The organism is Actinomadura rupiterrae, assembly GCF_024172125.1.
Taxonomy (GTDB): domain Bacteria; phylum Actinomycetota; class Actinomycetes; order Streptosporangiales; family Streptosporangiaceae; genus Spirillospora; species Spirillospora rupiterrae.
In genome coordinates, this window is sequence record NZ_JAMZEA010000005.1 from 455,067 (window position 1) to 473,010 (window position 17,944).

Sequence of the window (17,944 nt, forward strand, 5' to 3'; positions counted from 1 at the left end):
TGTGCTGCCATGAGCGACGCCCCGGAGGCTCCGATGAAGGTCCTCGTCTACAGCGACGACGCGAAGACGCGCGAGCAGATCCGGCTCGCCATCGGACGCAGGCCGGCCGCCGACCTCCCCAAGGTGGAGTTCGTGGAGATCGCCACCCAGCCCGCCGTGGTGCACCGGCTCGACCAGGGCGACATCGACGTCGTGGTGGTGGACGGCGAGGCGCAGCCCGCGGGCGGCCTCGGCGTGGCCCGGCAGGCCAAGGACGAGGTGTACGACTGCCCGCCGATCCTGGCGGTCATCGCGCGCCGGGACGACGGCTGGCTGGCGACCTGGTCGCGCGCCGACGCCGTGGTCGCGCTGCCGCTCGACCCGATGGCGGTGGCCAAGGCCGTCGCCGACCTGATGCGCTGGCGGGCCGACAACCGCCTTCCCGCACTCTAAGCACCAGCTCGCCGGGGAGGCGGGGGATGTTCCGTCCCCCGGCCCCCACCCGGCCGGACCGGGCGGGAACGCCCCGGCGGCCGCCCCGCAGGACCCGAACCTGGGGGAAACACGCATGGACGCCCGACCCACCGACCCGTCCCTGCCCGCGTCCGGGCAGGGGCCGTCAGCCGCGCCGGGGCAGGCCGCGCCGGCTCCGGCCGCGGCCGGTCCGGCCGCGACGACGTGGCCGGCGCTGCTGAACGCGCTGCTCGACGGCGCCTCGCTGACCAGTGCCGAGACGGCCTGGGCGATGGACCAGATCATGTCCGGCGAGGCCACCGACGTGCAGATCGCCGGGTTCGCCGTGGCGATGCGCGCCAAGGGCGAGACGGTCGCCGAGGTGGCCGGGCTCGCCGAGGGCATGATGGCGCACGCCACCCCGATCAGCGTGCCGGGCCGGTTCGCCGACCTGGTCGGCACCGGCGGCGACCGGGCGCACACGGTGAACATCTCGACCATGGCCGCGATCGTGGCGGCCGCGGCCGGGGTGAAGGTGGTCAAGCACGGCAACCGGGCCGCCTCGTCGTCCTGCGGCGCGGCCGACCTGCTGGAGGGCCTCGGCGTCGCGATCGACCTGCCGCCCGAGGCCACGGCCCGGATCGCCGACGAGATCGGCATCGCGTTCTGCTTCGCGCCGCTGTACCACCCGGCCCTGCGCTACGCGTCCCGGACGCGGCGCGAGCTCGGCACCCCGACGGTGTTCAACTTCCTCGGGCCGCTGACCAACCCGGCGAGCCCGTCCAGCCAGGCCGTGGGCGTGTTCCACCCCCGGATGGCGCCGATCATGGCCGGGGTGTTCGCCGAGCGCGGCTGCTCGTCCCTGGTGTTCCGCGGCGACGACGGGCTGGACGAGCTGACCACGACGGGCACCTCGACCGTCTGGGTGGTCCGGGACGGCGCGGTCACCGAGACCGTGTTCGACCCGTCCGACCTGGGCATCCCCCCGGCGCGTCCGGAGGACCTGCGGGGCGCGGACGCGGCCTACAACGGGAAGGTCGCGCGGCGGCTCCTCGCGGGCGAGACGGGCCCGGTGCGGGACATGGTGCTGCTGAACGCGGCGGCCCTGATCGCCGCCTACGAGGGCGCTCCCCCGGCGGACAAGCTCACCGAGACCCTCCGGGCCGCGTCCGGGCGCGCCGCCGAGGCGGTCGACTCGGGCGCGGCGGCCACGCTGCTGGACCGCTGGGTCGAGGTCTCGCAGGCCGCCCGCTGAGCCCGCCCCTCCGTAACACAAGACCGGCCGTCCGCGCCCTCCCGCGCGGGCGGCCGGTCTTGTTGCGCTTGGGTCACGGTTGTTCAAGTTTGGATTAGTTTGCCGCGGGCCGCTACATGATCATCGGCGAGTTCCCGTTTCCTACGGAGAGGACCCTGCCCGATGCCCGTCTCCAAGGTCCGCGCGTCCGTGTCGGCGGCTGCCGCCGCCGTCCTCGCGCTCACGCTCGCCGCGTCCCCCGCCGATGCCGCGCCCGCTGATCATGCCGCGGGCCCCGCCCGCCTGGCGTCCGGCGTGGACCGGAACGTGCTGCTCTCGAAGGCCCAGCAGCCGCCGGTGGACGAGACCTGGGGCGACAAGCCCTACGTCGACCCGTACTTCGAACCGTCCATCTCCGGGCCGTCCTGCTGGGAGTACGGCAAGGCGACCGGCGCGCTGGACGGCCTGAACGCCCGCTACTCCACCCCGACCTGGTACTACAACTACAACGAGGTCTGGGTCTTCGCCGACAGCGCGCACGCCGCGTCCTTCGAGCAGCGCTGGAAGGACCTGCTCGCCACCTGCGTCCAGCGCAGCGACCCCAACTCGCCCACCCAGGGGACGGTCTACGTCACGGCCGTGAACAAGGTCGGGACGGAGAGCGGCGTGGACGTCTGGCGGCTGACCGCGGGCATCACGCCCTACCCGCCCACGACCCACTGGCAGGTCGCGGTCGTCCGGCAGGGCCGTGCCGTCTACGCCATGGACCTGCTCGACTACCGGCACGGCGAACCGGCCCCGATCCCCTTCGCGGACTCGATCACCGCGATCAAGCAGAAGCTCGCCACCTACTACCCGTGACATGGGAGACGCCCGCCGCGCCCCTGGGAGGGGGCGCGGCGGGCGTCGCCCGGGAGGCTCAGTCGGCGTCCGGGAGGCCCAGGGAGAAGGCGACCTCCAGGTCGTGCTGGGAGTAGGTGCGGAAGGCGATGTGGGTCTCGGTGTCGCGGACGCCCCGGACCTTGTTCAGCCGTCCGGGGATGACGTCGTTCAGGTCGTCGTGCCGCCGGACCCGCACCATGGCCACCAGGTCGTGCCGGCCGGTGACCGAGTAGACCTCGCTGACCCCGTCCAGGGCGGCGATCTCCTCGGCCGCCTCGTGGACGCGGTCCACGTCGGTCTTGATGAACACGAGCGCGGTGACCACAGATCCTCCCGAAACCGTCGTTGCCGTCCGAGCCTATCCAGTGCCCGGCCGGGGTCAGGCGCCCAGCAGGGCCGCGAGTGCCCCCGCCGCCTCCGGATGCCGCTCCACCAGCCCGGACGCCGCACCGGAGGCCGGTGCCGGGGCGGCGGCCTGCCAGGTCGGTTCCAGGCCGAACAGGGCCGCCACGGCGTCGCAGGCGGCCGGGTGGGCGGCCAGCAGCTCCGCGACGGGCCCCGCCGGGACGGACGACCGCCCGGACGGCCCCGGCCCGGGCTCGGGGGCGGCGGCCGTCCACGGCGGCGTCCAGGCGTCCAGGGCCGGGAGGGATCCGGGGAACGTGCGCCCTGCCTCCCTGGTCAGGACCGGGACCAGCTCGGCCGCCTGCTCCCGCAGCGTCATGACCAGCCGCGGCAGCCACGGCAGCAGGACGTGGTCGGGCAGCGTCCCGAACGCCTTGGACATCACCTCCACGACGAACGGCGCGAGCGTCGGGACGGGTTCGAGGGCCTGCACGAACCCGCTGAGGTAGCGCGGGAAAGCGGGCACGACCAGCGGGTTGCCGAGCATCTCGTCGCAGCGGGCGCGCAGCTCGGCCCGGCTGAGCGTGCCGAGCTGGAGCCGCGCCGCCCAGAGCAGCGCGACCTTGCCCGGCAGCTCCGGATGCGCCTGCGCGACCGCGATCTCCAGCTGGGCGTGGTCGCAGCCGAGCGACAGTGCCAGGCTCTCCATCCCGAACAGGAAGCCGAGCATCGCCGCGACCTGCCGGACGCCGGTCTCCTCGTCCGTGAACGCCGTCGGCAGCAGCGTGCAGTAGTGCGCGTAGCCCTCGGTGACGAACTCCTTGCACCAGGCGGGCAGCTCCGGCTCGCTCGCCCGGTAGTGGGCGAGCAGCCGCCGGACGCGCCGCAGCACCTCGGGCGCGTCGTCCACGGTCCGCTCGGCGGCCAGCAACTCGACGGCGCGGGCGCCCAGCTCGTCCACGAACCGGCGGCTCCCGAGCAGGACCAGCGCGTCCTCCACGGCGGCCAGGGCCGTCGAGGCGGTCGCGCCGGACGCCCAGGCGGCCCGGCGGAGCCGCTGCTCCAGGACCTGCTCGATCGTGACGCCCTCGTAGCCGAGCTCGACCAGCCAGCGCTGGTCGCGGCCGAGCGCCAGGTCCCAGCTCTCCTGGACGGACCGCTCCCCCAGCGCCCGCGACCCCATGATCGGGCGGACGGTGCCGTCCGGGAGCAGCCGGCGCAGCATCCACAGCACGTCCGAGCAGGCCCGCAGGTGCGGCTCGGACCGCAGGTCGAGCAGCGCCCGCTGGACGGTCCGCTTGGTCAGGTCGAGGCCGAGCGGTTCGAGCCGGTCCAGGACGTTCTGCGCGAGCGGTGGCAGCGCGTGGTACCCGACCTGCCCGACCCGGTCGCCGCCGAGCAGGATCTCGCACAGCCGCCGGACGTCCCGGCGGCCGGGCACGGCGTCCTTCTCGATGCAGGTGACCGCCGCGTCCTGGAAGTCGTACGGGGTCGGGCGGTTCCGGCCCCGCATCCCGGCCAGCAGGACGGACGTCTCGACGATCGCGATCGCGTCCGCCGTGCTGGCGAGGTAGCCGTTGCGGCGGGCGAGCCGGACGATGTCGACGGACCAGGCGAGCAGCTCCTCCTCGTCCAGCTCGCCCGCTTCGGGCGGGGTGGTGAGGAAGCCGGACAGCCGGTCCTCGGTCGGCCCGGCGCTGATCGGCGCGGCCTTCGGGGACTTGCGGGTCGTCCCCTTCTGCCCGGCCAGCCGGAACGGCGCGACGCCGCTGAGCTTCAGCGCCTTCTGCCAGGTCGCGGCGGCGATCGACACCGACCCCTGGGCCAGCCCGAACTGCGCCTCGATCGCCGAGTGGCTGGACGGGATCAGGCCGTACAGCCAGCGCGTCTTCGTCGGCTCCGCGATCTCGTACGGCGCGTCCGAGCGGGCGCCGAACTGCTCGACCCGGCTGGCGGCGTGGAGCGCGCCGCACACGTACAGCGCGTCCCCGGGCTCGGTGCCGGACGCGGCCATGTGCTGCCGCATCCGGGTCCACATGTACCGCTCGCGCTCCTCGCTGCGGGCCAGGTCGCCGGTGTCGCGCAGCCGCCGGAACAGGCTCCCGACCAGCAGCATCACCTGCCGGTAGGCGTCGTAGCCCGCGCCGCTGAGCGGCTGCTCGACGTACTGGTCCCACCACTCCGACCAGTGCCGGACGCGGCCGTGGTGGAGCAGGTGCTCCTCCAGCTCGGCGAAACCGGGGCGCAGCTCGCCCAGCTCGACGCCGACCGCATCGCCGTGCAGCGCCTCGTCGTCCCCGTCCTCGTCGGGCTCCTCAGCCTCGCCGCCCGAACCGGCACCGGCACCCGAGCCGGAGCCGGACGCCTTGGGCTCGTCGGCCTTCTTGGCCTTCCTGTTCTTCCTGGACGCCGGGTCGTCCTCCTCCCACTGGAAGAGGTGGTCGGTGGACCAGTCGACGGCTACCAGCTCGACATCGGGCGTCTCCAGCGCGTAGGCGATGGCCTGATACTCGGCGGACGCCTCGGTGATCGGCGCGACCACCGACAGCGGCGCCCACTCCTTGTCGAAGCCGTCGATGTCGCTGGCGAACGCCTGGAGCGCCACCGGGAGCCGGCAGTTGCGCAGCTCGTCCAGCAGGGGCCGCATGTCCTCGCACAGTTCGAGGTAGACGACCTTGGGCCGCTTCTCCCGCAGCCGCCGCGCCATCGCCAGCGCGGACGACGGCGAGTGGTGGCAGACCGGGAAGATCTCCAGCTCCTCGGCCAGGGCGCGGTCGACGTCGTCCACCATGCCCGCGAGGATCTCGGCGGCCGCTCCGGGCGCGTCGGCGAAGCGCTCCGCCGCGTCCTGGAGCTGCCCGCGCAGCGCCGCGAACGCGCCGCCGCCGTCGGGTGCGGTCTCGGCTTTCGGCATTGCTCCCTCCCCGGTCGGGGTCCTGGTCACCGGGCGGCTCACGAGAGGGTGGCGATCGCTTCGCGGCCGCCCTCCAGGAAGCCCTTCCACTCGCCGCCCTCCTTCTTGCTGCGGCCCTCGACCACGCCGTGCCAGAACTTGTTCAGGATCGCCAGGTCCTCCGGGCTGCGCCGGGCCAGCGAGCCGACCAGCGAGGACGCCAGGGTGGTCGCGCGGAGCGTGTCGTCCCCGAAGAAGCGGCTGTGCAGGATCGCGTCCTCCAGCACGCCGATCTGCTCGGCGGTGGACAGCGCCGACTCCAGCTTCTCGTCGTCGCTGGTCGCGGCGGCGGCCGCGGTGCGCAGGTCGGCGAAGCTCTGCAGCAGGATGTCCAGCAGCGTGGGCGGGACCTCCAGCTCGATCCGGTGCCGGCGGAGCAGCTCGGTGGTGCGGAACCGGACGATCTCCGCCTCGCTCCTCTTGTTCGTCACGACCGGGATCCGGACGAAGTTGAACCGCCGCTTCAGCGCCGACGACAGGTCGTTCACCCCGCGGTCGCGGCTGTTGGCGGTCGCGATGATCGAGAAGCCGGGCTTGGCGAAGACGGTGTTGTCGTCGTCCAGCTCGGGGATGGAGACGTACTTCTCGGACAGGATGGAGATCAGCGCGTCCTGCACGTCGCTGGTGGAGCGGGTCAGCTCCTCGAACCGGCCGATCACGCCGCGCTCCATCGCGGTCATGATCGGGGACGGGATCATCGACTCCCGGGACTGCCCCTTGGCGATCACCATCGAGACGTTCCAGGAGTACTTGATGTGGTCCTCGGTGGTGCCGGCGGTGCCCTGCACGACCAGCGTCGAGTTCCGCGAGACGGCGGCGGCGAGCAGCTCGGCCAGCCAGCTCTTGCCGGTGCCCGGGTCGCCTATCAGCAGCAGCCCGCGGTCGGACGCGAGGGTGACGATGCTCCGCTCCACGAACGTCCGGTCGCCGAACCACTTCTGCGGGATCTCGCGGTCCAGGCCGTCGCCGCGCTCGGAGCCGAGCACGAACGTGCGGACCATCTTCGGGCTGAGCCGCCAGGAGAACGGCTTGGGCCCGTCGTCCACCGACTCCAGGTAGTCCAGCTCGTCGGCGTACTTGACCTCGGCGGGCGCGCGCAGCATTCCATCGGTCATCTGAAGGCTCCTAGTCGAGGAAGTTCTTGAGTTCGGACACGAGCTTGCGGATCTTTCCGGAGATCACCGGCGTGCCCATCGCCTTGAAGCGCTGCCGGAACCAGGGGTTGACGATCTGGCTCCCGGAGCTGGTCACCGAGCCGACCGGGATTACCTTCACCCCGGACCGGTGCAGCGACTGGAGGCCGTCGAACAGCGGCTGGGAGCGGTCGAACTCGTAGAAGTCCGAGATCCACACCAGCACGGTGTTCCGCGGGTCGCTGATCTTGGGACGGGCCATGTTCAGCGCCACCGGCCCGTCGTTGCCGCCGCCCAGCTTCGTGCGCAGCAGCACCTCGAACGGGTCGTGCACCCAGGGCGTCAGGTCGATCGCGCGGGTGTCGTAGGCGATCAGGTGCACGTCCACCTTCGGCAGCCCGGCGAAGATCGACGCGAGGATGGTGCAGTTGACCATGGAGTCGACCATCGAGCCGGACTGGTCCACCACGACGATCATGCGCGCCGGGGTGGTCCGCTTGGCGGTGTGCCGGTAGAAGAGCCGGTCGACGTAGAGGCGCTCGTCCTCCGGGCTCCAGTTGGTGAGGTTCTTCCAGATCGTCCGTTCGAGGTCGAGGTTGCGGAACACCCGCTTCGGCGGGACGGACCGGTCCGGCGTGCCGGCGCTGGTCTGCTGGACCTGCGTCTTCAGGACCTCGGCGACCTCGTCCACGTAGCGGCGGATCAGCGCCTTGGCGTTGGCGAGCGCCACACCGGACAGGTTCGCCTTGTCGCGCAGCAGCTGCTCGATCAGCGACATGCTCGGGGTGAGCTGCCGGGCGAGCTTCGGGTCGGCGAGCACCTCCCGCAGCCGCATCCGTTTGACCAGGTCGCCCTCGATGTTCGCGAGGATCTTCTCGATGTCCCCGGCGTCGAAGCCGGACCCGCCGGGAGCCGGGCCGAAGCCTCCACCGGAGTGCGGTCCGGGCGCGCCAGCGTCCCCGCCCGGCCCCGATCCGTCCGAGCCTGAGCCTGAGCCGCCCGGGCCTCCGTCCGACGCGCCTGCTCCGGCACCGCCCGCGGACGAGCCGCCTGCGCCCGCGCCTTCGCCGCCTCCGCCGCAGAGGGCTCGGCGGAGGCGGGTGGCGTCGCGCTGCCAGGCGGCGAGCTGCTCGGCCGTGACGTTGCCCTGCCCGGTCTGGAAGACGTTGAGCAGCAGCTTCGAGACGAGCGCGGCGTTGCGGACGGACCGGTCCGACGCCGCTCCTTCGTCGGACGGGCGGGCCGCGAACAGGCCGTCGAACTCCGGCGCGAGGTCGGGAAAGCGCTGGAGGAGGGTGTCCATGGACACACCGGGGTCGAGCAGCGCCGGGGGCAGGCCGACCGCGTCGACCACCGCCACGCCGGCCGACTCCAGGGCCGGCTGCTCCTCGGCGTCGAACATCCGGGCCATCAGCCGCCAGTACAGCGCCTGCCTGCGGTTCTCGTGGGTGCGGTCTTCCTCTGTGGACTCGGTCATTTGCGCAGCAACCGCCCTGCTCGCTCGCGCAGCACCGCGACCGCGTCGCCGGACTTGGCCTGCGCCTTGACGATCTTCGGATCGGTGGGGCCGAGCGCCCACTCGCCGCCGTGCGCGGTGACGGGCTTCTTCTTGACCACCGCCTGCACGGCGAGCGGCCGCAGCGACCAGCCCGCGGCGTCCCAGCGGACGAGCCCGACGCAGGTCGAGGAGGCCCGGACGAGCTCGGGGGTGAGCGGGCCGCTGCCGGGCAGGTTGCCGGTCTCGATCCGCAGCCGGTGGTCGTCCAGGACGAGATCGCCGCCGTCCACGCGGTAGCCCTCCAGCAGGACGGGCTCGGCGATGCGGACCGGGTGCCGCTCCAGCGGCGGGACGGGCGGCGCGGTCGCCTCGTCCAGCTGGAGGCGGGCGGTCGCGAACGGGTCGGCGGACTCGCCGAGGTCGGCCGCGTCCTCGGACCAGAGCAGGTCGCCGCCGGGGAGGAGCGGCATGCCGTCGATCTCCACGGCGCGCTGCCCGGCGAGCGCGGCCAGCAGGACGGGGAAGTCGTCCAGGAGCCGCCAGATCGCGGGCCCGACGATCGTGTCGACCTTCCCGGCCGAGACGCTCGCGCGGACGAGCCGCTTGCCCTCGCCGCTCTCCAGGACGCCGTGGACCTGGATCTGCACGGCGGTCGGATGCTCGTGGACGTCCACGCCGAGCGGCAGCAGCCGCCCCGAAACCGGCTCGGCCCGCCCGCCGGACGCACCGTCCTGCCAGGTCAGGAGCATCGGGCGGGACCACAGGTCGCCCCAGCGGCGGGCCGGGACGCGGGCCATCGTCGCGACCGGGCTGGACGCGCGCAGCTCGGCGGCCAGGCCGTCCATCAGAGCGGCGATACGGCGCGAGCCGGGGTCGGCCAGCAGCGCCTCGACGGTCGGGTCGACCGCCGACACCAGGTCGTGGCCGACGCCGCGCCAGCCGGTGACGGCGACCTCGTGCAGCCAGGACCGGGCTCCGGCCAGCAGGTTTGTGCCACCTGGCGGTTCCGGCGCGGGCTCGTCCCACGCGGCCCGGACGCGTCCCGCGGCGGTGTCGAAGCGGCCGAGCAGGGCGTCGTGGACGGCGCCGAGCAGCGCGGCGCGGCCGGCGGCGAGCAGGCCCAGGCCGTCCTCGGAGGGCGAGCCGCTGCCGGCCTTCGCCGCGGCCTCGGCGATCGCCGGCCCGAGCGGAGCGGCGGACAGCGCCGCGGCGAGGGCTTCGAGCGCGGCGGCCTGCGGTTCCCCGAGCCGTCCGAGGCCGTGGGTCAGGGCGTCGTCGAAGCCGTCGACCAGCGCGGACGCGTCGTCCACACCGTCCGGGAGGCCGTCGGTCAGGGCGGCGAGGTGCATGCTCAGCATCAGCCCACCGCCCCGGCCGGGAACCACTGCATCTCGGGCACCGGCGCGTTGCGCGCCGGCAGCTCCAGGTAGGCCAGGTGGCGCAGGAACCGGTTGAACACGACGGCGGCCGGGGCGCTCTCCTTGCTTCCGTCGCGCAGGCCCGCGTTCAGATCGTCGCCCTCGATGCCGAGGAACTGCCCGACGCGTTCGTTTCCGTATTGCAGTACGGCCTCCGCGACAAGCGACTGGAGATGCTTGCACATATAACCGCCGGTCAGTCCTCCGCACGGTCGGTTGTTGTTGGTGCTGCAGCTGAAGGCGTGCGTTTCGGCGGCAATGGACGAAACGTAAACCCGGGCGATGTCGGAACCGCTCGACACCACGCCCTGAAGGCGTCCGTCGGCCATTTCGACGAAGGGCACCTTCGCCAGTTTCCGCGCCTTGGCGGAGGGCGTCACCCGCACCACGGCGGACCGCTCCCACGCGAGGTCATCCGCGTCCTCGTTCGACATGCCGCAATCATCCCAAGGGGGTACGACAAAATCCGGGAATCGCGGAGGGAGGGCCGGAGGAAATCAGCCCCTGGACAGCGCTGCGATACCGCGCGAGGCTCCGGCGCGGCGCGCCAGGAACGCGAACAGCATGCCGCTCACGAAACCGTAGATATGCGCCACGTAAGCGACGTTGCTCTCTTTGTCCCCGAGCGAGAACCACTGCAGGACGAACCAGTATCCGAGCACCACCCACACGGGCAGCCGGACGAAGATGACCGGCGCCACCCAGCTCACGATCCGGCCGCGCGGGTTCAGTACCAGGTAGGCGCCGAGCACCCCGGCGATCGCCCCGGACGCCCCGATCAGCGGGACGTTGGAGTCCGGCGAGGTGTAGGCGAACCCGTACACCGCGACCAGCCCGAAGAACAGGTAGCTGAGCAGGTATCTCAGCCGCCCCAGCCGGTCCTCCACGCCCATCCCGACGACGAACAGCACCACCAGGTTGCCCAGCAGGTGCAGCCAGCTCGAATGCAGGAACATCGAGGTGAACGCGGACGTCCACGGCGACTTGGTGAAGGTGGACGGCCCGCACTCGTGCGCGATGTTCGCCGGCATCGGCTGCTGCTCGCCGGTCGTCAGCTCCTTCGGGACGGCCCCGTACTCCATGGTGAACTGGGCCGCCTTGCACTGCCGGACCTCGTTCTCGCCGTACCAGGTGGCGAAGTGCGCCATCGGCGTGAGCAGGAACACCAGCACGTTCGCGGCGACCAGCAGGTAGGTCACCCAGGGGACCCGCCGGGCGGGCTGACTGTCGTAGAGGGGCAGTGCCATGTGTGGAGGCGTCCTGATCGGGAGGCGGCGGCTGGTCCGGCGGCTGGCGACGACTATCTCGGGGCCGTGACATTACCGGGCGAGGTGGGCCAAACCCTAACGGTCCGGAAGATCCTGGCGGCCGGGAAGTCCTGGCGGCCCGGGACAGACCTGGCGGTCCGAGGTGGCCTAGGGCCTGTTTCGAAGTGGCCTCGGCCACGCGCGCGAACGCGTGACCAGCGCGGTGCCGCGACGCCGGAGGCGAGCGGCACCGCGCTGATCGCGAAGCGATGCCGCGTTCGCCCAGGCACGGTCACGGAGCGAGCCGCTAGGCGAGCGCAGTGGGCCGTGACTGCGTAAACACAGCCTAGCGGTCCGAGGTGTCCACGGGGGTGTAGGCGTTGTCGATCCAGCCGCGCAGGGACTCCGCGCCGTAGGCGGGGCAGGTCCACTCCCCCTCGACCTCGACCAGCCGGACGCCCGGGGAGTCCATCCAGCGCAGCACGCACTCCATCTCCTCCGCGCCCGTCCCGCCCGCGCCGGTCATCGCGCCCGGCGCGCCGCCCGCGCCCGGCAGGACGGTCTCGGCGGTCGCGATCAGCGCGTCCACGTAGGGGCGGGGCGCGGCGCGCGGCGGGACCGTCCCGGCGGCGGCGAGCCGCCCGTACCGGACCACCGACAGCTCCCAGCCGCCGTCGAACGCCGGACGCGCCGCGACGACCTGCGGCAGTTTGGCGAGCGCGGCGAGCCGCTGGCCGCGCGCCGCCGCCCGGATGAACGCGGCGAGCCGGTCGCGCTGCGCCCCGGCCTCCTCGTACCGGTACACGTCGGCGAGCCGGGCGATGCGCCGCCGCGCCGCCGCCACGACCGGCCGGACGTCGCCGCGCATGACCGCGCGGGCGGCGTCGGCGTGCTCGGCGTACTCGTCCAGGCCCTCGCGGCCGACGCAGGGGGCCCCGCAGCGCCCGATCTCCGCCAGCGCGCACACCCGGGCCTTGCCGCGCTCGACCAGCCGCAGCGTGATCCGCTGCGTGCACTGCCGCAGCGGGATCGCCTCGTGCACGGCCGCCTTCGCCTCCTCGGCCTGCCGGGACGACGACAGCGGGCCGAGGTAGACCGCGCCGTCGTCGCGGGCCTCGCGCACGATCGACAGCCGCGGGAACTGCTCCTGCGTCAGCTTCAGCCAGATCGCCCGCTCGGGGAACTTGGACCGCCGGTTGTAGCGCGGCTTGTGCGCCGCGATGAGGCGCAGCTCGCGGACCTCGGCCTCCAGCCCGGTCGCGCACACGATCGTCCGGACGCGCTCGGCGAGCCCGACCATCTCCCGCGCGCGCCAGCGGGTCTCCGAACCGGTGAAGTACGACCGGACGCGCGTCCGCAGGTCGGTGGACTTGCCGACGTAGAGGATCTCGCCGCCCGCGTCCTCGAACAGGTAGACGCCGGGCGCGCTCGGCACGTTGTCGGCCAGGTGCCGCTTGCGCCGCTGCTCGGGTGTCGGGGCCTTCGCGAAGCCCTTCAGCTCCTCCAGGGACGTCACGCCGAACGACCCGAGCCGCTCGATCAGGCCGTGCAGGACGTCCACGGTGGCCTTGGCGTCGGCGAGCGCGCGGTGGCACGGCTCGGTGGACGTGCGGAAGTACCGGGCGAGCGTGGCGAGCTTGTGGTTGGGCACCTCGTCGCGGGTCATCACGCGGCGCGCGAGGTCGACCGTGTCGACGACGGGGAAGGCGGGCCAGGCGTACTCCAGCTTCGCGCACGCCGCCTTCAGGAACCCGATGTCGAACGGCGCGTTGTGCGCGACGAGCACGCTGCCGCGCGCGAACTCCAGGAACGCCGGGAGCACCCGCTCGATCCGCGGCGCGGCCATCACCATCTGCGTGGTGATGCCGGTGAGCGCCGTGATGAACGGCGGCACCGGGCCGCCGGGGTCGACCAGCGTGCCGAAGTCGCCGAGGTGCTCGCCGCCGCGCACCTTCACCGCGCCGATCTCGGTGATGGCCGACTCGGCGGGCGAGCCGCCGGTCGTCTCCAGGTCGACCACGACGAAGGTGACGTCGGAGAGCGGCGTGCCCAGGTCGTCCAGGGTGCCCTGCACGGGCACGGCCTGCGGCGCCGGCCCGGCCTGCTCCGGGACGGCCTGCCGCGGGACGTCCGGGACGGCGCCCGGCCCGGGTGGCGACGCTTCCGCCGGCAGGGGGACCGACCCGGGTACGTGGTGCGCGGACGTCATGTCGGCGACCGTAGGACATCGCACCGACAGAACACCCGCCGCATCGCACGAACGGAGCATCCGGCGGGCGCGTCGCGGCGGGCGTGGCGGGCTTCGGCTCCGGACGCGGCGGGTCCGGACCGCTAGGCTTGGCCCCGTTCTCCGCCGGTCTCCCCCGGTTGAGGCGGGTGACCTCGGGAAACAGTCTTTCAACAGCGTCCGGCACGAAGGAGCAGATCATCGACAGCGGCCCGGAGGCGGCGGACGGCCCGCCCCGCCCCCTGCCCGAGGCGGTCCGCCAGAACGTGGTGGAGACCGCCGCGGAGCTGCTCGGCGCGCTGCCGCTGGACGAGGTGCCGCCGCCGCTGCGCAGGTTCGCCCGGTTCGAGCGGCGCAAGCGCGCCAAGCTCGCCGGGCAGCACATCGCCGCGCTGCTGGAGCGGGACGAGGCGTTCCGGGCCCGGGTCGCCGAGGCCGAGCGGGAGACCCACCCCGACCTCGCCGCCGCCGTCGCGGACGGTTCGGTCCCGCCCGCCGCCGACCCGGTCCGGGTCGCGGCGATCGGCTACCTGCTCCGCCCGGACGGCTGGAAGGCGCTGGTCGAGAACGCGCGCGCCGAGATCGACCGGTCCGCGTCGCTGACCGAGGGCGAGCGGGCCGAGCGCCGCATCGCCGAGCTGCGCGCCGAGCTCGGCGCCGCCCGCGCCAGCCGCGGCGCCGACCTCGACCGCGCCCGCGGCGAGCTGCGCGACGCCAAGGCCGAGATCGCCGAGCTGCGCCGCAAGCTGCACGAGGCCCGCGCCAAGGCCAAGGCCGAGCGGGACCGCGCCGACGCGCTCGCCGAGCGGACCGAACGGGAGCTGACCGAGGCCCGCGAGGCGCGCGCCGCCGCCGACAAGGAGCTGCGCAAGCTGCGCGCCAAGCTCGACCGCGCCGAGGCGGGCGCCGAGGCCGCCAAGCGCGCCGCGCGCGAGGGCCGCAACATCGACGACGTCCGGCTGCGGATGCTGCTGGACGCGCTCACCGACGCCGCCCAGGGCGTCCGGCGGGAGCTGGCCCTGCCGTCCACGATCGGGCGCCCGGCCGACCTGGTGACCGGCGGCGACGCCGCGCCCCCGCCGCACCGCGCGCTGCCCGGCCGGGCCCTGTCCGACGGCGACCCGCAGCTGCTCGACCGGCTGCTCCAGCTGCCCGGCGTCCACCTGGTCGTGGACGGCTACAACGTCACCAAGACCGGCTACGGCGAGCTGCCGCTGGCCGACCAGCGGTCCCGGATCCTGTCCGGGCTCGGCGGCCTGGCGGCCCAGACCCGCGCCGAGGTCACCTGCGTCTTCGACGGCGCCGAGCTGGACGCGCCGGTCGCCACCGTCGCGCCGCGGGGCGTCCGGGTGCTGTTCAGCCAGCCCGGCCAGACCGCGGACGAGCTGATCGGCGAGATCGTCCGGGCCGAGCCGGGCGGCCGGGCCGTGGTGGTCGTCTCGTCCGACCGGGAGGTCCAGGACGCCGCCCGCCGCGCCGGCGCCCGCCCGGTGCCGTCCCAGCTCCTCCTCCGCCGCCTGGGCCGCTCCTAGCCCCACCGCGGCCGACCTGGGCACTCGTCCGACACGCCCGACAGCGCGTGATCGTTCCGGAGAGTTCTGTCACACCCCCGGCGTAGCGTCGATTGACGTCGGAATCGTCCGAATTTCGGAAGGGAGTGGCGTGGTGTTGATCGAGTGCGGGGAATGCCGGGGGCGTGCGAGCGGCTGCGAGGAATGCGTCGTGTCGGCCCTGCTGGAAGAAAGCCCGGACCAGGCTCCGGAGCAGGTCGTGGCGTACGTGTCGGACGGCATCGTCGAGGAGCGCGTCCCGCTGGACGCCCTGGAGCGGCGGGCCCTGCTGCTCCTCGCGGAGCTGGGCCTGGTGGCGCCGCTGCGCCGGGGGCGCATCCCGCGCGCATCGTGATCATGCAGTGACTCTTGGTGTGCAAAACGGGCGCAACTAGTTCAGATAGTTAGGAATCGGTTGTGACTGGTGTGGCCCCTCGCTAATGTCGTCCGCTGACGTCTTGGACGAGAGGGGCATATCGAACGTGGCCAGTGTTCCCAAGCGTGGCACCACGACGCGCCGTGTGCTGGCGACAGCCTGCCTCGCCGTGGCGACCTCGCTCACCCTCCCCCCGGCCTTCGTCAGCGCCGCCCCTGCCAAGCCCAGCGCCGACGAGGTCAAGAAGAAGCTCACCAAGCTGAACGAGCAGGTCGACCAGGCGGTCCAGCAGTACAACAAGACCCAGGGCGCCCTGAAGGCGGCGAAGAAGAAGCTGGCGGCGGCCAAGAAGGCGGCCGACGACCAGCAGAAGAGCTACGAGGGCCAGCGCAAGCAGATCGCGCAGATGGCCGCCACCGCCTACAAGAACGGGGACACCGACTCGGTCACCGGGTTCGTCTCCGCGGGCAACCCGCAGGTCGTCCTGGACCAGGCCGCGGTGATCGCGCAGCTGTCGCGCAACCGCACCGGCGCCCTCGCCCAGTTCCTCGCCGCCGCCCAGCGCGTGGCGCGGGAGAAGGCCCAGGCGCAGCAGACGCTGGACGACGTGACCGGCAAGCTGAACCAGCTCAAGAGCCAGAAGGCCGACCTGGACAAGCAGGTCAAGGAGCAGCGCAAGCTCCTTGCCAAGCTCGGCGGGCAGGACCCGACCGACAACAACAAGGGCGGCGGCGGCACCTACAACGGCCCCGCCAGCGGCAACGCCCGCACGGCGATCAACTACGCCTACTCCAAGCTCGGCAGCCCGTACGTGTACGGCGCCGACGGGCCGAACTCCTTCGACTGCTCCGGCCTGACCGAGAAGTCGTGGGCGGCGGCGGGCGTCGACATCGGCCGCGACACCTACGCCCAGTGGGGCAACCTGAAGCACGTCAGCCGGAGCGACCTGCAGCCGGGCGACCTGGTGTTCTTCAACAGCCTCGGCCACGTGGGCCTGTACATCGGCAACGGCAAGATGATCCACGCGCCGCACACCGGCACCGTGGTCCAGATCGCCGACATCTCCTCGGGCTACTACCAGTCCAACTTCTACGGGGCCGCCCGCCCGTAGCTGCCGGGGCCGCACGCCCCCGGCAGACGGGGCCGCAGGCCCCAGCAGCAAGGCCTTTCAGGCGGTTTGACGCCGCTGACGCCATCGGTCCAGGTTCCTGACCTGGGCCGATGGCGTTTTTGGAATGATTTGCCTTCTGATTGAAGTTTGCTACCTTGTGGGCACTCGCGGCGCTCTCCAGGCGCCGTCCCAGCCGCGGCGCCCTCCACGTGCCGCGGACCCGGCGGGGACGCCGTCCAGGCGCCGCCGCCCTCAGCGCGACGCATCCCACGCGCCGCGTCCCCCGGCAGGCCCGGCCCGCCCGTGCGCACGCAGAGCAGCGTGCATGGCGCTGAACGCGCGCCACGGCGGATCCAGAACCCGGCCCCTGCCCCAGTGAGGCCCGTCATACCGGGCCCGCTTTTCCCACAATTCACGCCGCTCGTCCGCACGCGGGACATCAGGGTCCCGTCGTCCGGCCCCATCGCGCCTCGGGACGAGTCGGCAGCGCCGAGTCCGCGCTGAGCGCGGAGCCGGGGACCCACCAGCGCACAGCCGTCCCGAACATGTCCGGACGAGCTTGGCGGCGCAGGGGTGAATCGGCGGTCTCGCCCCCAGACACGGCCCGCAAGGGCCTTGGCAAGGGACCTCCGTAGGGCAGCTTCCACGCCCGAACCCGACAGCTAACCCGGTAGGCGTCTGGAAGAAGGAGAAACCCCTGTCCAGCAACGCTGTCAGCAGCAGAGCCCGATGCGTGCGGGTGATCGGCGGCCTCACCGTCGCCACCGCCGTCGCGACCCCGGTCGTCATGGCCGGTCCGACCCCGGCGCACGCCTCGACCGCCAGGCCTGTGGCCACCGTGGTCAAGCAGGCCAAGCACAAGACCTGGGCCCAGCGCGAGGTGCTCGCCCAGAAGGCGCTGAAGTACGCGGCGTCCAAGAAGGGCAAGCCGTACCGCTACGGCGCGGCCGGCCCGAACGCCTTCGACTGCTCCGGGCTCGTCCAGTGGGCCTACCGCAAGGCCGGGGTGCAGCTGCCCCGCGTCACCACCGCGCAGTACCGCGCCGTGCACAACAAGATCGCCTGGAAGAACCTCGCACCCGGTGACCTGGTGTTCTTCAACGGCAAGGGCCATGTGGGCATCGTCTACAAGAAGAAGGGGCGGACGCTCTACATGATCCACGCCCCGCACACCGGCGACCACGTGCGCGTGGTCAAGCTCGACAGCTACCGCAAGAAGACCTTCGCGGGCGCCGTCCGTCCCTACTAGGACGGCCGTCCGCAGGGCCCGGCGGTGGTCCCCCGCCGCCGCCGGGCCTTCCTTCCCCGCTCGCCCTTCCAGCGCGAGCCGTCCCGTCAAGGGACAGTCCATCCAGTACCGAACGCGCCTCGTCTGAGGGCGTTCGCCGCCGAGTCCTCTCCCTCGCACGCCGTCCGCGGCATGCCCGGAGGGAGCCGGGGACCCACTTTCACCGGGGTGAATCGACCGGCCAGGTCGTAGGGCAGCTTCCACGCCCGAACCCGACAGCTAACCCGGTAGGCGGCATGGAAGCCGAGGA

General features: G+C 72.9%; 15 protein-coding genes and 2 riboswitches. Of the genes, 7 read left to right on the top strand and 8 right to left on the bottom strand.

What is annotated here, in order from left to right; translation table 11 throughout:
- Nucleotides 1-9: 9 nt before the first annotated feature.
- From FHU30_RS18890 to FHU30_RS18900, 3 genes are all read left to right on the top strand, one after another.
- Nucleotides 10-432 (top strand): type 2 periplasmic-binding domain-containing protein, encoded by a 423-nt coding sequence (locus FHU30_RS18890; protein ID WP_253877427.1) that lies wholly within the window; start codon nt 10-12, stop codon nt 430-432.
- Nucleotides 433-547: 115 nt separating this feature from the next.
- Nucleotides 548-1,687 carry an anthranilate phosphoribosyltransferase gene (gene trpD, locus FHU30_RS18895; RefSeq protein WP_253877429.1) on the top strand — a complete coding sequence of 380 codons (1,140 nt, stop codon included), beginning with the start codon at nt 548-550 and terminating at the stop codon, nt 1,685-1,687.
- Nucleotides 1,688-1,849: 162 nt separating this feature from the next.
- Nucleotides 1,850-2,527 (top strand): hypothetical protein, encoded by a 678-nt coding sequence (locus FHU30_RS18900; protein WP_253877431.1) that lies wholly within the window; start codon nt 1,850-1,852, stop codon nt 2,525-2,527.
- A 58-nt stretch (nt 2,528-2,585) separates the two neighbouring features.
- On the opposite strand, the gene FHU30_RS18905 is transcribed toward FHU30_RS18900, so the two are convergent.
- From FHU30_RS18905 to FHU30_RS18940, 8 genes are all read right to left on the bottom strand, one after another.
- On the bottom strand, nt 2,586-2,873 hold the full coding sequence (locus FHU30_RS18905; RefSeq protein WP_253877433.1) for an Lrp/AsnC family transcriptional regulator: 288 nt from the start codon (nt 2,871-2,873) through the stop codon (nt 2,586-2,588).
- Between the two features lie 54 nt (nt 2,874-2,927).
- Nucleotides 2,928-5,807, bottom strand: coding sequence for a DUF5682 family protein (locus FHU30_RS18910; protein WP_253877435.1), 2,880 nt, complete (start codon nt 5,805-5,807; stop codon nt 2,928-2,930).
- Between the two features lie 38 nt (nt 5,808-5,845).
- Nucleotides 5,846-6,961, bottom strand: a complete 1,116-nt coding sequence (locus FHU30_RS18915) for an ATP-binding protein (protein WP_253877437.1) — start codon at nt 6,959-6,961, stop codon at nt 5,846-5,848.
- A gap of 10 nt (nt 6,962-6,971) precedes the next feature.
- On the bottom strand, nt 6,972-8,456 hold the full coding sequence (locus FHU30_RS18920) for a VWA domain-containing protein (RefSeq protein ID WP_253877439.1): 1,485 nt from the start codon (nt 8,454-8,456) through the stop codon (nt 6,972-6,974).
- Complete coding sequence (locus FHU30_RS18925; RefSeq protein WP_253877441.1) at nt 8,453-9,835, bottom strand: hypothetical protein; 1,383 nt, start codon at nt 9,833-9,835, stop codon at nt 8,453-8,455. Before FHU30_RS18925 ends, FHU30_RS18920 begins: the two co-directional genes overlap by 4 nt.
- A complete protein-coding gene (locus tag FHU30_RS18930; RefSeq protein ID WP_253877442.1) occupies nt 9,835-10,329 on the bottom strand; it encodes a hypothetical protein in 495 nt (164 codons plus the stop codon). The genes FHU30_RS18925 and FHU30_RS18930 overlap by 1 nt, the downstream gene beginning before the upstream one ends.
- Before the next feature lie 63 nt (nt 10,330-10,392).
- Nucleotides 10,393-11,142, bottom strand: coding sequence for a rhomboid family intramembrane serine protease (locus FHU30_RS18935; protein WP_253877444.1), 750 nt, complete (start codon nt 11,140-11,142; stop codon nt 10,393-10,395).
- Between the two features lie 346 nt (nt 11,143-11,488).
- Nucleotides 11,489-13,351 carry a DEDD exonuclease domain-containing protein gene (locus tag FHU30_RS18940; protein ID WP_253877446.1) on the bottom strand — a complete coding sequence of 621 codons (1,863 nt, stop codon included), beginning with the start codon at nt 13,349-13,351 and terminating at the stop codon, nt 11,489-11,491.
- Nucleotides 13,352-13,518: 167 nt separating this feature from the next.
- On the opposite strand from FHU30_RS18940, the gene FHU30_RS18945 reads away from it, so the two are divergent.
- From FHU30_RS18945 to FHU30_RS18960, 4 genes are all read left to right on the top strand, one after another.
- On the top strand, nt 13,519-14,901 hold the full coding sequence (locus tag FHU30_RS18945) for an NYN domain-containing protein (protein WP_253877448.1): 1,383 nt from the start codon (nt 13,519-13,521) through the stop codon (nt 14,899-14,901).
- Nucleotides 14,902-15,091: 190 nt separating this feature from the next.
- A complete protein-coding gene (locus FHU30_RS18950; protein ID WP_253877450.1) occupies nt 15,092-15,274 on the top strand; it encodes a hypothetical protein in 183 nt (60 codons plus the stop codon).
- Between the two features lie 190 nt (nt 15,275-15,464).
- On the top strand, nt 15,465-16,406 hold the full coding sequence (locus tag FHU30_RS18955; protein ID WP_253877452.1) for a C40 family peptidase: 942 nt from the start codon (nt 15,465-15,467) through the stop codon (nt 16,404-16,406).
- A 477-nt stretch (nt 16,407-16,883) separates the two neighbouring features.
- Nucleotides 16,884-17,099: riboswitch (cyclic di-AMP (ydaO/yuaA leader) on the top strand.
- Nucleotides 17,100-17,139: 40 nt separating this feature from the next.
- Nucleotides 17,140-17,655 (top strand): C40 family peptidase, encoded by a 516-nt coding sequence (locus FHU30_RS18960; RefSeq protein WP_308211335.1) that lies wholly within the window; start codon nt 17,140-17,142, stop codon nt 17,653-17,655.
- Between the two features lie 155 nt (nt 17,656-17,810).
- A riboswitch (cyclic di-AMP (ydaO/yuaA leader) is annotated at nt 17,811-17,944 on the top strand.